This window comes from Streptomyces cyaneofuscatus, from assembly GCF_042718795.1.
In the GTDB taxonomy this organism is placed as follows: domain Bacteria; phylum Actinomycetota; class Actinomycetes; order Streptomycetales; family Streptomycetaceae; genus Streptomyces; species Streptomyces cyaneofuscatus_A.
Map to the genome: position 1 here is coordinate 187,675 of NZ_JBHXOX010000006.1, position 19,134 is coordinate 206,808.

16 protein-coding genes are annotated in these 19,134 nt (G+C 71.5%); 8 read left to right on the forward strand and 8 right to left on the reverse strand.

The genetic code is table 11. The annotated features are described in order from the left end of the window. Positions 1-40 precede the first annotated feature (40 nt). Positions 41-745: a helix-turn-helix domain-containing protein gene (locus ACFWRT_RS08425; protein ID WP_380949996.1), complete on the forward strand. Its 705-nt coding sequence runs from the start codon at positions 41-43 to the stop codon at positions 743-745. A gap of 59 nt (positions 746-804) precedes the next feature. Here ACFWRT_RS08425 and ACFWRT_RS08430 read toward each other — a convergent pair whose 3' ends face one another. Beyond that, positions 805-1,830, reverse strand: coding sequence for an ATP-dependent 6-phosphofructokinase (locus tag ACFWRT_RS08430; RefSeq protein ID WP_380949997.1), 1,026 nt, complete (start codon positions 1,828-1,830; stop codon positions 805-807). 324 nt (positions 1,831-2,154) lie between these two features. Between ACFWRT_RS08430 and pta the strand changes: the two genes are divergently transcribed. The 4 genes from pta (at position 2,155) to ACFWRT_RS08450 (ending at position 7,429) form a co-directional block, all read left to right on the forward strand. Continuing rightward, positions 2,155-4,236: a phosphate acetyltransferase gene (gene pta / locus ACFWRT_RS08435; protein WP_380949998.1), complete on the forward strand. Its 2,082-nt coding sequence runs from the start codon at positions 2,155-2,157 to the stop codon at positions 4,234-4,236. Beyond that, a complete protein-coding gene (locus tag ACFWRT_RS08440; RefSeq protein WP_380949999.1) occupies positions 4,233-5,483 on the forward strand; it encodes an acetate kinase in 1,251 nt (416 codons plus the stop codon). Before pta ends, ACFWRT_RS08440 begins: the two co-directional genes overlap by 4 nt. Before the next feature lie 110 nt (positions 5,484-5,593). Further along, complete coding sequence (gene pyk / locus ACFWRT_RS08445) at positions 5,594-7,021, forward strand: pyruvate kinase (RefSeq protein WP_380950000.1); 1,428 nt, start codon at positions 5,594-5,596, stop codon at positions 7,019-7,021. 132 nt (positions 7,022-7,153) lie between these two features. Further along, entirely contained in the window at positions 7,154-7,429 is a 276-nt protein-coding gene (locus ACFWRT_RS08450) for a type II toxin-antitoxin system Phd/YefM family antitoxin (protein WP_380950001.1), read from the forward strand. A gap of 135 nt (positions 7,430-7,564) precedes the next feature. Here the strand turns inward: ACFWRT_RS08450 and ACFWRT_RS08455 are convergent, their stop codons facing one another. From ACFWRT_RS08455 to ACFWRT_RS08470, 4 genes are all read right to left on the reverse strand, one after another. Then, positions 7,565-8,926, reverse strand: coding sequence for an MSCRAMM family adhesin (locus ACFWRT_RS08455; RefSeq protein WP_380950002.1), 1,362 nt, complete (start codon positions 8,924-8,926; stop codon positions 7,565-7,567). Then, positions 8,916-9,485 carry a DUF6114 domain-containing protein gene (locus ACFWRT_RS08460; RefSeq protein WP_380950003.1) on the reverse strand — a complete coding sequence of 190 codons (570 nt, stop codon included), beginning with the start codon at positions 9,483-9,485 and terminating at the stop codon, positions 8,916-8,918. The genes ACFWRT_RS08455 and ACFWRT_RS08460 overlap by 11 nt, the downstream gene beginning before the upstream one ends. 97 nt (positions 9,486-9,582) lie before the next feature. After that, a complete protein-coding gene (locus tag ACFWRT_RS08465; RefSeq protein ID WP_380950004.1) occupies positions 9,583-10,245 on the reverse strand; it encodes a DUF6230 family protein in 663 nt (220 codons plus the stop codon). A gap of 666 nt (positions 10,246-10,911) precedes the next feature. Beyond that, positions 10,912-11,880: a tetratricopeptide repeat protein gene (locus tag ACFWRT_RS08470; protein ID WP_380950005.1), complete on the reverse strand. Its 969-nt coding sequence runs from the start codon at positions 11,878-11,880 to the stop codon at positions 10,912-10,914. 433 nt (positions 11,881-12,313) lie between these two features. Between ACFWRT_RS08470 and ACFWRT_RS08475 the strand changes: the two genes are divergently transcribed. Further along, positions 12,314-12,955, forward strand: coding sequence for a TetR/AcrR family transcriptional regulator (locus tag ACFWRT_RS08475; protein ID WP_380950006.1), 642 nt, complete (start codon positions 12,314-12,316; stop codon positions 12,953-12,955). Positions 12,956-12,987: 32 nt separating this feature from the next. Here ACFWRT_RS08475 and ACFWRT_RS08480 read toward each other — a convergent pair whose 3' ends face one another. Further along, positions 12,988-13,995, reverse strand: a complete 1,008-nt coding sequence (locus ACFWRT_RS08480; RefSeq protein ID WP_380950007.1) for a GDP-mannose 4,6-dehydratase — start codon at positions 13,993-13,995, stop codon at positions 12,988-12,990. After that, positions 13,992-15,194, reverse strand: coding sequence for a UDP-N-acetylglucosamine--N-acetylmuramyl-(pentapeptide) pyrophosphoryl-undecaprenol N-acetylglucosamine transferase (locus ACFWRT_RS08485; RefSeq protein ID WP_380950008.1), 1,203 nt, complete (start codon positions 15,192-15,194; stop codon positions 13,992-13,994). Before ACFWRT_RS08485 ends, ACFWRT_RS08480 begins: the two co-directional genes overlap by 4 nt. A gap of 64 nt (positions 15,195-15,258) precedes the next feature. Here ACFWRT_RS08485 and ACFWRT_RS08490 point away from each other — a divergent pair, with 64 nt between their 5' ends. Then, positions 15,259-15,936, forward strand: a complete 678-nt coding sequence (locus ACFWRT_RS08490) for a response regulator transcription factor (RefSeq protein ID WP_380950009.1) — start codon at positions 15,259-15,261, stop codon at positions 15,934-15,936. After that, on the forward strand, positions 15,933-17,336 hold the full coding sequence (locus tag ACFWRT_RS08495) for a sensor histidine kinase (protein WP_380950010.1): 1,404 nt from the start codon (positions 15,933-15,935) through the stop codon (positions 17,334-17,336). Before ACFWRT_RS08490 ends, ACFWRT_RS08495 begins: the two co-directional genes overlap by 4 nt. 36 nt (positions 17,337-17,372) lie before the next feature. On the opposite strand, the gene ACFWRT_RS08500 is transcribed toward ACFWRT_RS08495, so the two are convergent. Next, entirely contained in the window at positions 17,373-19,073 is a 1,701-nt protein-coding gene (locus ACFWRT_RS08500) for an acyl-CoA mutase large subunit family protein (protein ID WP_380950011.1), read from the reverse strand. Positions 19,074-19,134 lie beyond the last annotated feature (61 nt).

The following is a 19,134-nucleotide window of genomic DNA, read 5'->3' on the forward strand; positions in this document are numbered from 1 at the left end:
AAGCGTGTTCTGCGCGGAACAGACCGTAGCCAGGACGGAAATGGACTCCTACGGTGGGGCCGTGCACCCCACCCCGCCCTTCAACGCCCCCGCCGCGCGCCGTCTCCGCGAGGCACTGGGGATGGCTCCCGGACATGTCGCGTACGGCCTCGCCGCCCAGTACGGGCTCCGGATACCCGCCGAGACCGTCATCGCCTGGGAACGCGGTCTCGCGACCCCCGGTGAACGTGAACTGACCGCCCTGGCCGGTGTCCTGTGGTGCGCCCCCGGCGAGCTGCTGGCCGCCGCCTCCACCCTGCGCGAGCACCGGATGAGCCGGGAGCTCTCGGTGGACGACCTGGCACGGCAGCTCGGGATGACCGGGGCCTCGTACCTGCGGATGGAGGAGACGGGGCGCTGGAAGGGCAACGAGCGGCAGTCCACCGCGCTGTGCCGGGCGCTCGGCATGTCACCGGCCCAGTTCCTCACGGCGACGGGCCGTGACGAGGAGCTGGCCGAGCTGCTGACGAGTGCGGTCACCACGCGCTGGCAGGCGTACGTCCGGCCGGTGGCGAAGATCGTCCCGCTCGACCGGGCCCAGATCCAGGACGTCCTGGAGCAGATGCACGCCGACTACCAGGCCCTGATGGTCTCCACCCTGAGCTGGAGCAGCACGGGCCAGGAACGGTCCGGGTCGACGGGCGACGCGGGACGGGCGTTCCTGGCCCGGGTGGTGGACCAGTTCTGGCGGACGGCGGGGGTGTGAGGCCCGCAACCGGTCGGACGGCCGGCGTGTGAAACCCGTACGCCTCAGGCCGCAGAGGTCTAGAACACCGACTCCGCCTCGTACATCCGGTCCAGCGGGACCGTCTTGAGCCGCGTGACCGCGTCCGCGAGCGGGACCATGGCGATCTCGGTGCCGCGCAGGGCGGTCATCCGGCCGAAGTCGCCGCGGTGGACGGCCTCCACCGCGTGCCAGCCGAAGCGGGTGGCGAGGACCCGGTCGTACGCGGTGGGCGTGCCGCCGCGCTGGACGTGGCCGAGAATGACCGGTCGGGCCTCCTTGCCGAGCCGGGTCTCCAGCTCGACGGCGAGGCGGTTGCCGATGCCCTGGAAGCGCTCGTGGCCGAACTGGTCGATGGCGCCCTTGGCGTACGGCATCGAGCCCTCGGCCGGGTGCGCGCCCTCGGCGACACAGATGACGGCGAACTTCTTGCCGCGCGCGAACCGCTCCTCGACCATCTTGACCAGGTCGCCGACCTCGAAGGGGCGCTCGGGCAGGCAGATGCCGTGGGCGCCGCCGGCCATCCCGGACTCCAGCGCGATCCAGCCCGCGTGGCGGCCCATGACCTCGACGACCATCACCCGCTGGTGGGACTCGGCGGTCGTCTTGAGACGGTCTATGGCCTCGGTCGCGACGCCGACGGCCGTGTCGAAGCCGAAGGTCCGGTCGGTGGCGGAGATGTCGTTGTCGATGGTCTTCGGGACGCCGACGACGGGCATGCCCGCGTCGGAGAGCATCCGGGCCGCCGTCAGGGTGCCCTCGCCGCCGATCGGGATGAGCGCGTCCAGGCCGTAACGGCGGGCCAGCTCCTCGCAGTTCTCGGCGGCCTCGCGGAGCCGGTCGCGCTCCAGGCGGGCCGAGCCGAGGATGGTCCCGCCGCGGGCGAGGATGCCGCTGACCGCGTTGAGGTCGAGGGGGCGGACGTGGCCGTCCAGCAGCCCCTTGAAGCCGTCCTCGAAGCCGATGACCTCGTCGCCGTGGCCGACGACGGCCCGGTGGACGACCGACCGGATCACTGCGTTCAGGCCGGGGCAGTCGCCGCCCGCGGTGAGAATTCCGATGCGCATCGAGGTGTGTCTCCTGCTCGTTAGTCGCGCTTTTCCGGGAGGCCGACCGAGGCGGCCTCCGTGCCCTGAACCAGGTCGATTGTCCCATGCCGGGCACGTGCGCCGCGCTTTCGGCCGGGCCGGGGCAAGGATCGGGCAGCGGGTAGGAGGGATCCGGGGCCGGAAACCTCCGGCGGGCGGCATAGCGGCCCGCGCAGGTATCGTCAAGAGGCAATGCAGGCCAATGGCCGCACCCCTCGGAGCGCCGGGGACAGCGCGGGGAGGATCCCCCACGTCCTGGACGGACCGCGGGTCGCGGCACCGCACAACGACGGGAGAGCACGCGTGGCGCGCAGCGTGTACGTGACCGGGATCGACCGGGGGGACGGCCGGCAGGTCGTCGAGCTGGGAGTCATGGAGCTACTGACGCGCCAGGTGGACCGGGTCGGGGTCTTCCGCCCCCTGGTCCACGACGGGCCCGACCGGCTCTACGAGCTGCTGCGGGCCCGCTACCGGCTCTCCCAGAGCCCCGCCTCCGTCTACGGCCTGGACTACCACGAGGCCTCCACCGTGCAGGCGGAGCAGGGGACGGACGAGCTGGTCTCGCGGCTGGTCGAGCGTTTCCACCAGGTGGCCCGCGAGTACGAGGTGGTCCTCGTCCTCGGCAGCGACTTCGCCGCCACCCAGCTCCCCGACGAGCTGGCGCTCAACGCCCGCCTGGCCAACGAGTTCGGCGCCTCGGTGATCGCGGTCGTCGGCGGCAAGGGCCAGACCGCGGAGTCCGTCCGCGCCGAGACCCGTAACGCCTACCGCGCCTACGCCGGCCTCGGCTGCGACGTGCTGGCGATGGTGGTGAACCGGGTCGCCCCCGAGGACCGGGCGGTGATAGCGGAGCGGCTGGCGGCCCGGCTGCCCGTGCCCGTCTCCGTGCTGCCGGACGACCCGGCGCTCTCCGCCCCGACGGTCGCCCAGATCACCGCCGCCCTGGACGGCACGGTGCTGCTCGGCGACGACGCGGGGCTCGCGCGGGACGCGCTGGACTTCGTCTTCGGCGGGGCGATGCTGCCGAACCTGCTGAACGCGCTGACGCCCGGCTGCATGGTGGTCACGCCCGGGGACCGGTCCGACCTGGTGGTGGGGTCGCTGGCCGCGCACAGCGCCGGGACGCCGCCCATCGCGGGCATCCTGCTGACCCTGAACGAGCGCCCCGGCGAGGAGATACTCACCCTGGCCGCCCGGCTCGCACCGGGGACCCCGGTCGTCTCGGTGGCCGGCGGCTCCTTCCCCACGGCGGCCGAACTCTTCACGCTGGAAGGGAAGTTGAACGCGGCGACGCCCCGTAAGGCGGAGACCGCGCTCGGCCTCTTCGAGCGGCACGTGGACACCGGCGCGCTCCTTGAGCGGATCTCGGTGGCCCGCAGCGGCCGGGTCACACCGATGATGTTCGAGCACGAACTGCTGGAGCAGGCCCGCTCCGACCGCAAGCGCGTGGTCCTGCCCGAGGGCGGCGAGGAGCGGGTGCTGCGCGCGGCCGACGTCCTGCTGCGCCGCGACGTCTGCGACCTCACCCTCCTCGGCAACGTGGACACGATCCGCAAGAAGGCCGCCGACCTCGGCATCGACCTCGCCGAGACCCAGATCATCGACCCGCACACCTCCGAGCTGCGCCAGGCCTTCGCCGAGCGGTACGCGCAACTGCGCGCGCACCGGGGGGTGACGGTGGAGCTGGCGTACGACGTGGTGGCGGACGTGAACTACTTCGGCACGCTGATGGTGCAGGAGGGGCTGGCCGACGGGATGGTGTCGGGCTCGGTGCACTCCACGGCCGCGACGATCCGCCCGGCCTTCGAGATCATCAAGACGAAGCCGGACGCCTCGATCGTCTCCTCGGTCTTCTTCATGTGCCTGGCCGACAAGGTGCTCGTCTACGGCGACTGCGCGGTCAACCCGGACCCGAACGCCGAGCAGCTCGCGGACATCGCGGTGCAGTCGGCGGTGACGGCGGCCCGCTTCGGCGTCGAGCCCCGGATCGCGATGCTCTCGTACTCCACCGGCACCTCCGGCTCCGGCGCCGACGTCGACAAGGTGCGCGAGGCGACCGAGCGGGTGCGGGCCGAGCGGCCCGAGCTGCGGGTGGAGGGGCCGATCCAGTACGACGCGGCGGTCGAGCCGACCGTGGCGGCGACGAAGCTGCCGGAGTCGGAGGTGGCCGGGCAGGCCACCGTCCTGATCTTCCCGGACCTGAACACCGGTAACAACACCTACAAGGCCGTGCAGCGCTCGGCGGGCGCGGTGGCGGTCGGCCCGGTGCTCCAGGGTCTGCGCAAGCCGGTCAACGACCTCTCCCGGGGCGCGCTCGTCCAGGACATCGTCAACACGGTGGCGATCACGGCGATCCAGGCGCAGGGCGAGGAGCGCCCCGCATGACGACTCCCTCCATCCCCCAGCACGAAGGTACGGCCCCTGTGGAACCGCATCGCGTCCTCGTCCTCAACTCCGGCTCCTCGTCGGTGAAGTACCAGCTCCTCGACATGCGCGACCGCTCGCGGCTCGCCTCCGGTCTGGTCGAGCGGATCGGCGAGGAGACCTCCCGCCTGGTGCACACCCCGCCGGCCGGCGGCGGCGACGGGCCCCGGGAGCGTACCGGCCCGATCGCGGACCACGACGCGGCGCTCAAGGCGGCGGCCGAGGAGCTGGCGGCGGACGGGCTCGGCCTGGACTCCCCCGAACTCGCGGCGATCGGGCACCGGGTGGTGCACGGCGGGCTGAAGTTCTCCGAGCCGACCGTGATCACCGACGAGGTGCTGAAGGAGATCGAGCGCCTCGTCCCGGTCGCCCCGCTGCACAACCCGGCCAACATCACCGGCATCCGTACGGCGCAGGCGCTGCGCCCGGACCTGCCGCAGGTCGCGGTCTTCGACACGGCGTTCCAAACGACGATGCCGGAGGCGGCCGCCCGGTACGCGATCGACGTGGAAACCGCCGACGCGCACCGCATCCGCCGCTACGGCTTCCACGGCACCTCGCACGCGTACGTCTCCCGGAAGACGGCCGAGCTGCTGGGCAAGGCGCCCGAGGACGTCAACGTCATCGTGCTGCACCTGGGCAACGGGGCCTCCGCCTCGGCCGTCGCGGGCGGGCGGTGCGTGGAGACGTCCATGGGGCTGACCCCCTTGGAGGGGCTCGTGATGGGTACGCGCTCCGGGGACATCGATCCGGCGGTCGTCTTCCACCTGAAGCGGGTGGCGGGCATGTCGACGGACGAGGTCGATGTCCTGCTCAACAAGAAGAGCGGGCTGGTCGGGCTCTGCGGTGACAACGACATGCGGGAGATCCGCCGCCGGATCGAGGAGGGCGACGAGCAGGCCGCGCTCGCCTTCGACATCTACATCCACCGGCTGAAGAAGTACATCGGCGCGTACGCGGCGGTGCTCGGCCGGGTGGACGCGGTGGCGTTCACGGCGGGGGTCGGGGAGAACTCGGCCCCGGTGCGGGAGGCTGCCATCGCGGGTCTGGAGGAGTTCGGCCTCGCGGTGGACGCCGGTCTCAACGCCGTACGGTCCGGTGAGCCGCGGCTGATCTCGCCGGAGTACGCACGGGTGGCGGTCGCCGTGGTGCCGACGGACGAGGAGCTGGAGATCGCCGGCCAGACGTTCGCGCTCGTCGCCCCGTAGGTCGACGTACAGCTCGCCGTACGGGTCGACAACTGAGCACCCCCGCGCCCCTTTGTATCTTCCACCAGACGGAATATTCCGCAACGAAACAAACCGATAGGATCCGCCTCATGCGCCGTTCCAAAATCGTCTGCACCCTCGGTCCCGCCGTCGACTCCCATGAGCAGCTCGTCGCTCTGATCGAGGCCGGCATGAGCGTGGCCCGTTTCAACTTCAGTCACGGCACCCACGAGGAACACCAGGGCCGGTACGACCGTGTCCGCAAGGCGGCCGCCGAGACCGGCCGCGCGGTGGGCGTGCTCGCCGACCTCCAGGGTCCGAAGATCCGCCTGGCGAAGTTCGCCGAGGGCCCGGTCGAGCTCGTCCGCGGGGACGAGTTCACCATCACCTCCGAGGACGTCCCCGGCGACAGGTCGATCTGCGGCACGACCTACAAGGGTCTGCCCGGCGACGTCACCAAGGGCGACCCGATCCTGATCAACGACGGCAACGTCGAGCTGAAGGTCGTCGCGGTCGAGGGCCCCCAGGTCAGGACCATCGTCATCGAGGGTGGTGTCATCTCCGACCACAAGGGCATCAACCTGCCCGGCGCGGCGGTGAACGTCCCGGCTCTCTCCGAGAAGGACGTCGAGGACCTGCGCTTCGCCCTGCGGATGGGCTGCGACCTGGTCGCCCTCTCCTTCGTCCGGGACGCCGACGACGTCAAGGACGTGCACAAGGTGATGGACGAGGAGGGCCGCCGGGTCCCCGTCATCGCCAAGGTGGAGAAGCCGCAGGCGGTCGAGCACATGGAGGGCGTCGTCATGGCGTTCGACGGTGTGATGGTGGCCCGTGGCGACCTGGCGGTGGAGTACCCGCTGGAGAAGGTCCCGATGGTGCAGAAGCGCCTCATCGAGCTGTGCCGCCGCAACGCCAAGCCGGTGATCGTGGCGACCCAGATGATGGAGTCGATGATCACCAACTCCCGCCCGACCCGCGCCGAGGCGTCCGACGTCGCCAACGCGATCCTGGACGGCGCGGACGCGGTCATGCTGTCCGCCGAGTCGTCGGTGGGCGCGTACCCGATCGAGACGGTCAAGACGATGTCGAAGATCGTCTGCGCCGCCGAGGAGGAGCTGCTCTCCAAGGGCCTCCAGCCGCTGGTGCCGGGCAAGAAGCCCCGTACGCAGGGCGGCTCGGTGGCCCGCGCGGCCTGCGAGATCGCGGACTTCCTGGACGGCAAGGCGCTGGTCGCCTTCACCCAGTCCGGCGACACCGCCCGCCGCCTCTCCCGCTACCGCACGGCCCAGCCGATCCTGGCCTTCACCACGGACGAGTCCACCCGCAACCAGCTCGCGCTGAGCTGGGGCGTCGAGTCGCACGTGGTCCCGCACGCGGACAACACCGACGCGATGGTCGACCTGGTCGACGCGGAGCTGCTCAAGCTCAACCGCTACAACACCGGCGACACGATGATCATCACGGCCGGTTCGCCTCCCGGTATCCCGGGCACCACGAACATGGTCCGGGTGCACCACCTGGGGGGCGGGGAGGGCTAGTCCGCCTCCTCAGCCGGTCCGAGGGGCGGTGTTCCGGAGCGATCCGGTGCACCGCCCCTCGGCGTTCGTGCTGCTCCCCATCGGCATGCCATGGTGTAGCACACCATGGCATGGCCGGATAGCGTGGTCGTCATGAGCGCCCGGCCCGAGATCACCCAACGGGATCTCCGCAACAGGTCGAAAGAGATCATGGATGCCGTACAGAACGGCAAGGCGTTCACGGTGACGCGCGACGGTCATCGCATCGGTGAACTCATCCCCCTGCGACGGCGCAGGCGTTTCGTGCTCCGCGAGGAGTTCTCGGCGTTGTCCCGGTCGGCTCCGGATATCTCCCTCGATGCCTTCCGTGAGGATCAGGACATCACCGCCGAGCGGGGGCAGGGGCAGGACGACCGGTATGCCGGCTGAGCCTTCACCCGACGCGTCCGCCGTCCACCGGCGCGTCCCGCTGTCCTCCACGACAGATGTCCGTGGGCCGGGCCCCTCGTAAGGGACACGGCCCACGGCTCTGTGCGGCTCCCGGACGGGATCAGGTGGTGGCGGCTAGCTGCGGCCGCCGTCCAGGTAGTTCTGCAGGCCCGGGACCTTGAGCGTGCCGCCGAACTGGCCGGCCTGAGTGACCTTGACCTTGGTGAAGAAGGCGAAGGGGACGTTCAGGGGCGGCGGCGTCTGCGGGTTGAAGGTGATGGGGATGAGGCCGAAGAGGTTGCCCTTCAGCTCCTCCGTGTACATCGTCACCGTGCCGTTGCGGATGGTCGACGTGGAGCCCGGACGCGACTTCACGTGTCCTGTCGTGCCCGCCGGTCCGACGGTGAGCTGGTGCAGGTCCTTGATGTCGATGGAGCTCGCGGTGAACTTCAGCACCTTCTTGACGCTGCCGTCCGCCCGCTTCACCTCGACGATGCCTTTGTAGTCCAGGCCGTTGAGCGTGAGCAGCGAGGACTCCAGGACCCACGGTTCGGCCGGGAGCAGCGGGATGCCGGGCTCCAGGGACGCCGCGGCGAGGGCCTCCGGGTCGGGTTCGGGGCAGGGGAAGCGCGGTTTGGCGCCGTCGGGGATGTCCTCGTCCTTCTTGGGGTCGAGTCCCTTGACGTCGTCGTCGAGTTCCTTGACGTCCTTGCCGGCCTTCTCGGCGGCCTCGCGGATGGCGTCGGCCGCCTTGCCGGCTTCTTCCTTCGCCTGGTCGGAGGCGTCCTTGGCGGGGTCGTTCGCCGGGTCCTTCGCCTCGTCCTTCTCCGGAGCCTTCGGCTTGTCGGCCGGCTTCGGGGACTCGGCCGTGGGGCTCGGGGACGGGCTCGCCGCCTCCTCGGGCTTCTCCTCGGCCTTGTCCTTGCCCTTGTCCGGGTCGAAGAGGTCCCTGAGGGCGTCGCCCAGGCCCAGCGGGTCGAGCGGGTTCTTCGACTTGGTGGGCGTCGGGGTGGGGCTCGGCTCGTCGGCGGGCTTCTCGTCGGCCGTGTCGGGCTTCTGCCCCGCGTCCGGCTTCTCGTCGGCCGCCGGGTCCTCCGTGGCCGTACCGCTCTCCGTGGGCTTCGGGTTGGCGCCGCCGCCCTGGCCCGGCTTCTCGCCCTGGTCCGGCTCGTTCGTGGGTGTCGCCGACGGGGTCGGGGTGGCCTTCGGGGACTCGGACTCCGACGCGGACGGGTCGGGCTCGTCGGACCGGGTGACACAGGGGCCCGGGGCGAAGGGGATGTCGGGGTTGCCGTCAGCCATGGCGAGCTTGGGCGTGAGGCCCATGCCGACGAAGACGGCGGTCGGCATCGCGGCGAGCGCGAGGGCCTTCTTCCCGCTCGGCAGGTGCAACTTCGTCAGCAGCGACTTCTTGGGGGCCGCGTGGCGGGGCCCTTTGCGTACCGGGAGAAGCTCCTCCGCGTACGCATTCGGCTGCTGTTGGTCGTCACCCCGCACGGTGGGTCCCCCCGTCGTAGCCGGAGGCCGCGTCGTGGTCACCCGCCGGCTGCTGCGGGACGGCGGAGCCGTGCAGGGCACCCTCGGGGGCGTACTCGCGCTCCGGCCGCTGCTTGTCCAGCGACAACGGGGCGTCGTGCAGGGCCGCTTCGTCCGCCGCCGGCTCGCCCGGCGCCCAGGAGATGGACAAGGCTCCGCCGATGAGCGCGAGGAGGAATCCGACGACGAAGCCGCCGATGTTGGCGACCGGTATGGAGATCAGAGCGAGGAGGATGGCCGCGACCCCGGCGAAGACCCGCACGATGGAGTGGAACCACATCGTCAGGCCGAGCGTGACCAGCAGGACCCCGATGATGAGGGATCCGGCGCCCGCCGTGGTGGACATGGCCAGCGTCACGTTGCCGAGATGCATGTTGGCGTAGGGGAAGTAGGCGATGGGGATGCCACCGGCCATGGTGAACAGACCGGCCCAGAACGGCCGGTTACCCCGCCAGGCGCGGAAGCGTCGCCGATAGACGCGGATGTGGTGCTCGTTCTGCCCTGTGGACTCGGGGCTCATGGAAAACAGCTCCCTGGAACCGGTAGTGCTGTGAGAGGAGAAGGGTGGGTGGCCGGAAGCCGCCGAGGTGCGGGCTCCGGCCACCCGGCCGGGGTGCTTAGTAGCATTCCTTTTCGGTACCCGAGTACAGGCGCAGCTTCAGACCGCTCAGGTTGAAGGTGCCCGCCGTCGTGGCCCACGCCTTCTGCTCGACCCCCTTCAGCACGGCCTTCTCGGCCCGCTGCGCGAAGCCGTTGGGGTTGGCCTCGGTGTTGGGCTGGATGCCCGTCTTGGTCTCCTTGCCCCCCGGGAACTTCTTCAGCGAACCGGCGGCGACACCGATGTCGATGTTTTTGAACTCGGCGTCGGCGTCCAGCTCCGAGACATCGAGGTAGAGGTCCTTGGCGTAGACACGGTCGTGACCGGCGCCGCCGGCCTCCAGCCTCAGGGTGACGCTGCCGAGGCCGAACGGCAGGTTCGGCGTGACCACCGACTGGCACATGTTCGTGATGTAGGCCTCGCTGAAGCCCGACACCGCGACAGGCGCGTTCATCGGCTTGCCGTCGAGCGTCTTGCCCGAGGCCACGTTGCCGTACTGGACGAAGTCCCAGCCCTCGAGCTCGGTGGCCTTGACCTTGAACTCCTGGCCGGACACGGCGAAGGACGCGGCCAGCGCGCCCTGCGCCAGGCCGATGCCCACCGCGGCCGTCGCGGCGACGCTCGGCACCATGACCAGAGCGAACCGCTTCCATCTCGTCCCACCGCGAACCTGGGAACTCATAACTTGCTCCTTCTTCTCGGACGTACATCTCCGGGCGGGCGGGAAACCCGTCCTGGGATGGGAGAAGTGCTACGTCCTCGGGAAGAAGAGCGCCCGCGGGCGGAGGCATGTACCGCATCCGCCGCACCGGCGTTCACCCCCGAGCGACAACCACTGGCTGCACGGTGTGTACAGCCGGTCGGACAGGCCCCGACTGTCGGCGGGAACCCCCCTGCCCACGGCCGGCTCCACTGCCGCCGGCCCACTCGGTGGGGACCCAACAGGCCCCTCGGCACCGGCTGGAGACCGGGCCGAAGGTATGGGACCGAGCGTGGCCGATCGTGGTCCATTCGGCGCCGCCGCACAAGGGGGGTCGTTACTTGCCAGTAACGACCTGATAACCGTGGCGCGACGAGACGACATCATCCGGCCACACAGGGTGGCACGAAAGGGACATCGAAAAGGAAGGAAACTTGACGGAAACAGGACAGAGCGGCCACGACGACTTACTGCCAGTAACACTTGGTTCCATTGTCAAGTTTTGGTAAAGGGGCGGTGACTCTTAGCGTTCGGACGGCAAAACGGCCGCGATACCCGAAGGGCATCACGACCGTCTTGTCACATCGGAACAATCGGCTCGCGACCGCAGAAATCAGCTCGCGATCGGCCCGCCGTCACACTCGGCGATCAGAACAGCACGCGCGCCAGCGCGGTGCGGGCGGCGGTGACCCGGGGGTCGTCCGGGCCGATCACCTCGAAGAGCTCCAGCAGCCGCAGCCGGGCGGTGTTCCGGTCGTCGCCGGTGGTGCGGCGGACCGCCTCGACGAGCCGGCCGAAGGCGTCCTCGACATGGCCGCCGACCAAATCCAGGTCGGCGGCGGCGAGCTGTGCGGTCACATCGCCCGGGTTGTCCGCCGCATCCTTGCGGACCGCGTTCGGGTCCACCGCCTGGACGCGGGCGAGCAGCTCCGCCTGGGCCAGGCCCAGCTTGGCCTCCGGGTTGGCCGGGTCGTCGGCGAGCACGTTCTTGTACGCCTGTACGGCGCCGCCGAAGTCGTTGGCGTCGAGCGCGGAGGCGGCGGCCTCCAACAGGTGGTCGTACGGGCCGGCCGGCACCTCGGCCGGGACCGCGTCCGGCGAGGCGTCCGGGTCGACGGCGATCCCGGTGAGGCCGAACCGCTCCTCGCCGACCTGGATCAACTGGTCCAGCGTCTCGCGGATCTGGGCCTCGGGGGCCGCGCCCTGGAAGAGCGGCAGGGCCTGCCCGGCGACGACGGCGAAGACCGCCGGGATGCCCTGGATGCCGAACTGCTGCATCAGCATCTGGTTGGCGTCGACATCGACCTTGGCCAGCAGGAAGCGGCCGTTGTACTCGACGGCCAGGCGCTCCAGCAGGGGGCCGAGCTGCTTGCACGGCTCGCACCACTCGGCCCAGAAGTCGATGACGACGGGTACTTCGGCGGAGCGCTGGAGGACATCGCGCTCGAAGCCTGCTTCATCGACGTCGATCACCAGGGCGGCGGGCGCCACGGCACCGGCGCCCCCTGTGCGGGCGGCCTGCGCACGGGCCTGCTCCGCCTTGGCCTTGGCCTCGCCGGCCGCCTTGACAGCGGCGAGGTCGACGACGCCGCTCATGGACATGTTCCTAGGCTGCATACGTACATCCTCCCCCCTGAGCACACCGTTCCGGAAAGCGATACGGGAACCGGCCAGGTCCGCGGCGCCGGCCGGTGTGCCGGCGGGCGGACGAAGACGGTCCCCGGGGGCCCTGAAGAACCCCCTGCGGGGCTCCGAAAAGACCCCGGTGGAACAGAGACGGGTCCCGATGAGACCCGGTGGACCCTCCGGATCCCCATCCGGCCGGTCCGTGCGGCCCCGGGTCCCCACCCGGCGCCTGGGCCTTGGTGAAGGCCCTGGTGGCTGTCGCTCGTTCGTTCCGTGGCGTACGGGGCGGGCCTGCCGCCTTCCTTACGCTACGACCCGTAGCGTAACTGCCGATCGGTCCGCCGGAACAGGCCCTCCCGGTGATCTGTCTCACGGAACCCGGGGCGGAACGGACCTCCCTACCGGCCGGTATGGTCGCCGCATCATGAGCCGCACCGACCCCCATAACGCCCGAACAGGACGCCCCCGCTCCCCCGAGGCCGATGCCGCGATCCTGGAGGCGACGCGCGCCTCCCTGGTCGACCTCGGCTGGTCGAAGCTGACCATGGGCGACGTGGCGGCCCGGGCCGGCGTCGCCAAGACGACCCTCTACCGGCGGTGGGCGGGGAAGAACGAGCTGGTGGTGGACGCGGTGGCGGTCCTCTTCGACGAGCTGGAGCTCCCCGACCGGGGCAGCCTGGCCGCCGATGTGCAGGGCGTGGTGCTCCAGTTCGCCGCCCTGCTGGAGCGGCCGGAGACCCGCACGGCGCTGATGGCGGTGGTCGCCGAGTCCACCCGGGACGACTCGCTGCGGGTGCGGATCCGGGACTCGATCGTGGACCGGCAGAAGCGGCTGGTGCTGGAGGGACGGCAGCGTGCGCAGCGGCGGGGCGAGCTGCCCGTCGAAGCGGACGCGGTGGTGGCTGACCGCACCGCCGACCTGATCTTCGACGTGATCGCGGGGGCGGTGGTGCACCGGATGCTGGTGAGCGCCCAGCCCGTCGACACCGACTGGGCCCGGCAGTTCACGTTCCTGCTGCTGTCGGGGCTGGGCGCGGGAGCGATGGAACGGCGTCCCGGGAGCTGACGCCGTCCTCGTCCTGCGTGGTGGGCCGGCTGTCAGACCTGGTAGCGGCCCGGGGCGAAGAGGTGGAGGTGGTCGGCCACCCAGGCCGACGTGCGCTCCAGCCCCTCCTCCAGGGTGACTTCGGGTTCCCATCCTGCCCACTCGCGGGCCCGGGTGTTGTCGGAGAGGAGCCGGTGCACCTCGCTGCCGGAGGGCCGCAGCCGCGCCGGGTCCACGACGATCTCGGCGTCCCGGCCGGAGGCGGTGATGAGAGCCTTCGCAAGGTCACCGATCGAAATCTCCCGCCCGGTACCGAGGTTGACGCTCTCCCCCAGGGCCCGGTCGCAGTCGGCCAGCGCCAGGAATCCGGCGGCGGTGTCGGTGACGTACGTGAAGTCGCGGGTCGGAGTCAGCGAGCCGAGCCGGATCTCCCGGGCGCCGGAGTGCAGTTGGGCCAGGATCGTCGGGATGACGGCGCGGGCCGACTGGCGGGGTCCGTACGTGTTGAACGGCCGCACCACCGTGACCGGCAGCTCGAAGGCATGCCAGTGCGACAGCGCCATCATGTCCGCGCCGATCTTCGAGGCGGAGTACGGCGACTGCGGCTGGAGCGGGTGGTCCTCGCTGATCGGGGCGGTCAGGGCGGACCCGTAGACCTCGCTGGTGGAGGTGTGCAGGAGGCGGCGTACGGAGTGGCGGCGGCAGGCCTCGGCGATGTTCTCGGTGCCGACGACGTTCGTACGGACGTACGCGCCCGGCGCGTCGTAGCTGTACGGGATGCCGATCAGCGCGGCGAGGTGGAAGACTGTGTCGCAGCCCTTGACGGCGTCCATCACGCGGCCCGCGTCCCCGACGTCTCCGGCGATGAACTCGACCGGGCTGTGCGGGTCCTGGAGGTAGCGGGCGAGGTGGCCCTTGTCGGCGTACGGCTTGTAGTGGACGAACGCCCTTACCCGTGCGCCTCGTTGGACGAGCAGGTCCACGAGGGTGGAGCCGATGAAGCCTTCGGCTCCGGTGACGAGGACGGTCCGGCCGGTCCAGTCGGCGGTGGTGCTGGTCATGCGGTGAACTCCCTTGTGGTGGTGGGTTGTGCGGCGAGGCGGATGACGGTCTCCGCCAGCAGGTCGGCCGCTCGCGCGTGGTTCCCCGGGTCGGCCGCGCGCCCCATCACGGCGAGCCGCGCCGGGTCGGCGAGCAGCGGGTCGATCAGCTCGGCCAGCCGGTCGGCGGTGGTCTCGGCGTCGGGCACGAGATGGGCGGCACCGGCGTCGGAGAGGACCCGGGCGTTGTGGGTCTGGTGGTCGCCGGGGGCGTGCGGGTACGGCACGAGGACGGCGGGCACCCCGGTCGTCGCCAGCTCCGCGATCGTGGCCGAGCCGGCCCGGCAGACCACCAGGTCGGCCACCGCGTAGGCGAGGTCCATCCGGTCGAGGTAGGGCACCGCCTGGGCGACGGGGCCGGAAGCGGCGTCGGCCGGCTGCTGACGGACCTCCCCCTGCGCGACGGCCCCCGCACCCGCGTCGACGAGCTTCCGCCGGGTCTCCGCCAGCGCGGCCGGCCCCGTCTTGATGAGCAGGTGGACGTCCCCACGACCCCTCCACCGGGCGGCGAGCCCCACCGCGGCCGCCGTCAGCCGGGCCGCCCCGAGGCTCCCGCCGTTGAAGAGGACCACCCGCGCCCCCTCGGGTATCCCGAACGCGCGCCGGGCCTCCGCGCGCAACGCGGGCCGGTCCAGCGCGGCCAGCGACGCGGCGATCGGCACACCGACGGTCAGGGCGCGCTCGCCGCCCGACAGATGGGCGCGGCTGCCGTCGAAGGCGACGGTGAGGTGCTCGGTGAGGCGGGCGGCGAACTGGTTGGCCCGGCCCGGGACCGCGTTGGACTCGTGGATCACGCTGGGCAGCCCGGCCAGCTTGGCGCCGACGATCGCCGGGGCGCTCGGGTAGCCGCCCATCCCGACGACGACCTGCGCCCGCTGCCTGCGCAGGACCGAGCGGGCCTGGGCGCCGGAGCGCAGCAGCGCCGCCGGGAGGAGGAAACGCTTCGCGCCGAGCGCGGGGTCGAAGGGGATCATGTCGACGGTGTGGAGGCGGTGGCCGGCAGCGGGGATCAGGGTCGTCTCCAGGCCGCGTTCGGTGCCGATGAAGGAGATGACCGCGTCCGGGTCGGCGCGGCGCAGGGCCTCGGCGAGGGCGAGACCCGGGTAGATGTGGCCGCCGGTGCCGCCCGCACCGATCACGACGGAGAGTGGTGTGCGCATGGCCGCCACTCTCGGGAGGCGGCCTAAGAAGGTTCTAAGAGTCCGGTTTGGCAGGCTTCGGGCTATGAACAGGATTCTGGTGGCCGAGGACGAGCCGGAAGTGCGGGCCGCCGTGGAGGACGGGCTGCGGATCGAGGGGTACGAGGTCCGGGGCGTCGGCGACGGGCTGGCCGCGCTGTCGGCGGTGGCCGCCTGGGAGCCGGACGCGGTGGTCCTGGACGTGATGATGCCGGTGCTCGACGGTCTGGCCGTCTGCCGGAGGCTGCGGGCGGTGCAGGACCGGACGCCGGTGCTGGTGCTGACCGCGCTGTCTTCGGTGGCCGAGCGGGTGGACGGTCTGGAGGCGGGGGCCGACGACTATCTGGTGAAGCCGTTCGCGCTGGACGAACTGGTGGCGCGTGTACGGGCGTTGCTGCGGCGGGCCGCGTCGCCCGCACCGGACGGGGACCTGGCCTTCGCGGACCTGACCCTGGATCCGGTGACGCGGACGGGGCGGCGGGCGGGGCGGCCCGTGGAGTTCAGCCGCACGGAGGCCGCCCTGCTGGAGCTGCTCCTGCGCCACCCCGGTCAGGTGCTGCCGCGCGAGGTGATCCTGGAGCGGGTCTGGGGCCAGGACTTCGGGCCGGACTCCAACTCGCTCGCGGTGTACGTGGGTTATCTGCGGCGGAAACTGGAGGCGGGCGGTGAGGCGCGTCTCGTCCACACCGTGCACGGGCTCGGCTACCGGCTGGACGTGGCGTGAGCGGGGTGCGGAGGCTGGGCAGCCGGTGGCGGCGGAGGCGGCCACTGCGTACGCGGCTCGCGCTGGCGGCCTCGGCGGCGGTGGCGCTGGTCGCGGTCGGGGTGTGCGCCGCGGCGTTCTTCGTCATCCGCTACGAGCTGCTGCACCAGTTGGACCTGTCCCTGACCCAGTCCGCGACCCGGGTGGTCCAGGAGAACCGGGGCGAGGGCCCGCAGATCATCGCCGGTGAGTGCCGCTACCTCTCCGCGCCCGCCTGCGCCCAGGTCGTCCCGGCCGACCCGGCGGCGGACCCGGAGGCCGCCTATCTGCTGCCCGTCGCCGCCCCCGTACGGGAGGTGGCGGCGGGGACGCGGGCCCCGTACTTCAGCAACGTCACCCGGTTCGGGCAGCCGCTGCGGATGCTGACCACCCCGTTCGGGGACGGGCGGGCGCTCCAGGTGGCGCTGCGCGCGGACCCGGTGGAGAAGGGAGTGCGGCAGGCGGCGGTGCTGCTGGCGGCGGTCGGCGGGGCGGGGGTGCTGCTGGCGGGGCTGCTCGGGTACGCCGTCTCGCGCACGGGCCTGGCTCCCGTCGCCCGTCTGACCTCGACCGCCGAGCGGATCGCGGCGACCCGGGACCCGCGCCACCGCATCGAGCTGCCGCCGGGGCCGCCGGGGCGGCAGGACGAGGTGACCCGGCTGGCGGCCAGCTTCAACACGATGCTCGGGGAGCTGGAGCAGTCGGTGAGCGCCCAGCGCCGGCTGGTCGCGGACGCCTCACACGAGCTGCGGACCCCGTTGACGGCTCTGCGCACCAACGCGGAGCTGCTGGCCCGCGCCGACCGACTCACGCCCGCGCAGCGCGAGCGGGCCTCGGGGGCGCTCGGGCGGCAGATCCGGGAGGTGGCCGGACTGGTGAACGACCTGATCGAGCTGGCCCGGGACGAGGAGCCGTCGCCGCTGCTGGAGGAGGTGCGGATCGCGGAGCTGGCGGAGCAGACGGTGGCCATGGCCCGGACGCACTGGCCGCGCGTCCGGTTCGAGCTGTCCACAAGTCCCGGCGCGGCGGGGGCGACACGGCCCGGCGTACCGGCGCGGCTGGCCCGGCTGCTGACCAACCTGCTGGACAACGCGGCCAAGTTCAGCCCGCCGGACGCGCCGGTGGAGGTGGGGCTGACCGCCTACGAGGGTGGGCTTGAGCTGACGGTCCGGGACCACGGGCCCGGGATCGCGCCCGAGGATCTCCCGTACGTCTTCGACCGCTTCTACCGCGCCGAGGCCGCCCGCGCTCTCCCCGGCTCGGGGCTGGGGCTCGCGATGGCCCGGCAGATCGCCCGCGCGCACGGGGCGGAGCTGACAGCGAGGGCGGCGCCGGGCGGCGGGGCGCTGTTCACGGTGGTGTTCGGCGGGGAGGGCCCGTAGGAGCTGAAGGGCCCTCCCGAAACGTCCCCGTACGGCTCAGAACCCCGGCGGCTCCGTGTACGTGCCCCACTCCTCGCGCAGCGTCTCGCAGATCTCGCCGAGCGTGGCCTCGGCCCGTACCGCGTCCAGCATCGGCGCGATCATGTTCGAGCCGTCGCGGGCGGCGGCCAGCATCGCGGCCAGCGCGGCGCCCACCTTCGCGTCGTCCCGGGCGGCCTTGCGGGCGGTGAGCTGGCTGACCTGGTCGCGCTCGACCTCGTGGCTGACCCGGAGGATCTCCAGGTCGCCGGTGACGGAGCCGTGGTGGACGTTGACGCCGACGACCCGCTTGTCGCCCTTCTCCAGGGCCCGCTGGTACTGGAAGGCGGACTCGGCGATCTCGCCGGTGAACCAGCCGTCCTCGATGCCGCGCAGGATGCCGGAGGTCATCGGTCCGATCGGGTGCTGCCCGTCGGGGTGGGCCCGGGTGCCGCGCTCCCTGATCTGGTCGAAGATCTTCTCGGCCTCGGCCTCGATCCGGTCGGTGAGCTGCTCCACGTACCAGGAGCCGCCCAGCGGGTCGGCCACGTTGGCGACGCCGGTCTCCTCCATCAGCACCTGCTGGGTGCGGAGCGCGATCTCGGCGGCCTGTTCGGAGGGAAGGGCGAGGGTCTCGTCCAGGGCGTTGGTGTGGAGCGAGTTGGTGCCGCCGAGCACGGCGGAGAGGGCTTCGACGGCCGTCCGTACGACGTTGTTGTACGGCTGCTGCGCGGTGAGGGAGACCCCGGCGGTCTGGGTGTGGAAGCGGAGCCACTGCGCCTTGTCGGTCCTGGCGCCGTACGTCTCCTTCATCCAGCGGGCCCAGATGCGGCGGGCGGCGCGGAACTTGGCGATCTCCTCGAAGAAGTCGAGGTGGGCGTCGAAGAAGAAGGAGAGCCCGGAGGCGAAGGTGTCGACGTCCAGGCCCCGGGAGAGGCCGAGCTCCACGTAGCCGAAGCCGTCCGCGAGGGTGTACGCCAGCTCCTGCGCGGCCGTCGCCCCGGCCTCGCGGATGTGGTAGCCGGAGACGGAGAGCGGCTTGTAGGCGGGGATGGCGGAGGCGCAGTGCTCCATCAGGTCGCCGATGAGGCGCAGGTGGGGCTCGGGCTGGAAGAGCCACTCCTTCTGCGCGATGTACTCCTTGAAGATGTCGGTCTGGAGCGTGCCGTTGAGCACCCCCGGGTCGACGCCCTGGCGCTCGGCGGCGACCAGGTACATGCAGAAGACGGGGACGGCGGGGCCGCTGATCGTCATGGAGGTGGTGACGTCACCGAGGGGGATGTCCTTGAACAGGATCTCCATGTCGGCGGCGGAGTCGATGGCGACCCCGCAGTGGCCGACCTCGCCGAGCGAGCGCGGTTCGTCGGAGTCGCGGCCCATCAGCGTCGGCATGTCGAAGGCGACGCTGAGGCCGCCGCCGCCCGCCGCGAGGATCATCTTGTAGCGCTCGTTGGTCTGCTCGGCGTTGCCGAAGCCGGCGAACTGGCGGATGGTCCAGGTGCGGCCCCGATAGCCGGTCGGGTGCAGGCCCCGGGTGAAGGGGTACTCCCCCGGCCAGCCGATCCGCTCGAACCCCTCGTACGTGTCGCCGGGGCGCGGCCCGTAGACCGGCTCCACCGGGTCCCCGGAGAGCGTGGTGAAGTCCGCGTCACGCTTGCGGGCCTTGTCGTAACGGGCCTGCCAGCGGAGGCGGCCTTCCTCGATCGCGTCAGCGTCCATGCTTCGAATTTACTAGGACGTCCTAGTAAATGTCGATGGCAAACCGCCCGGCGCTTTGCGC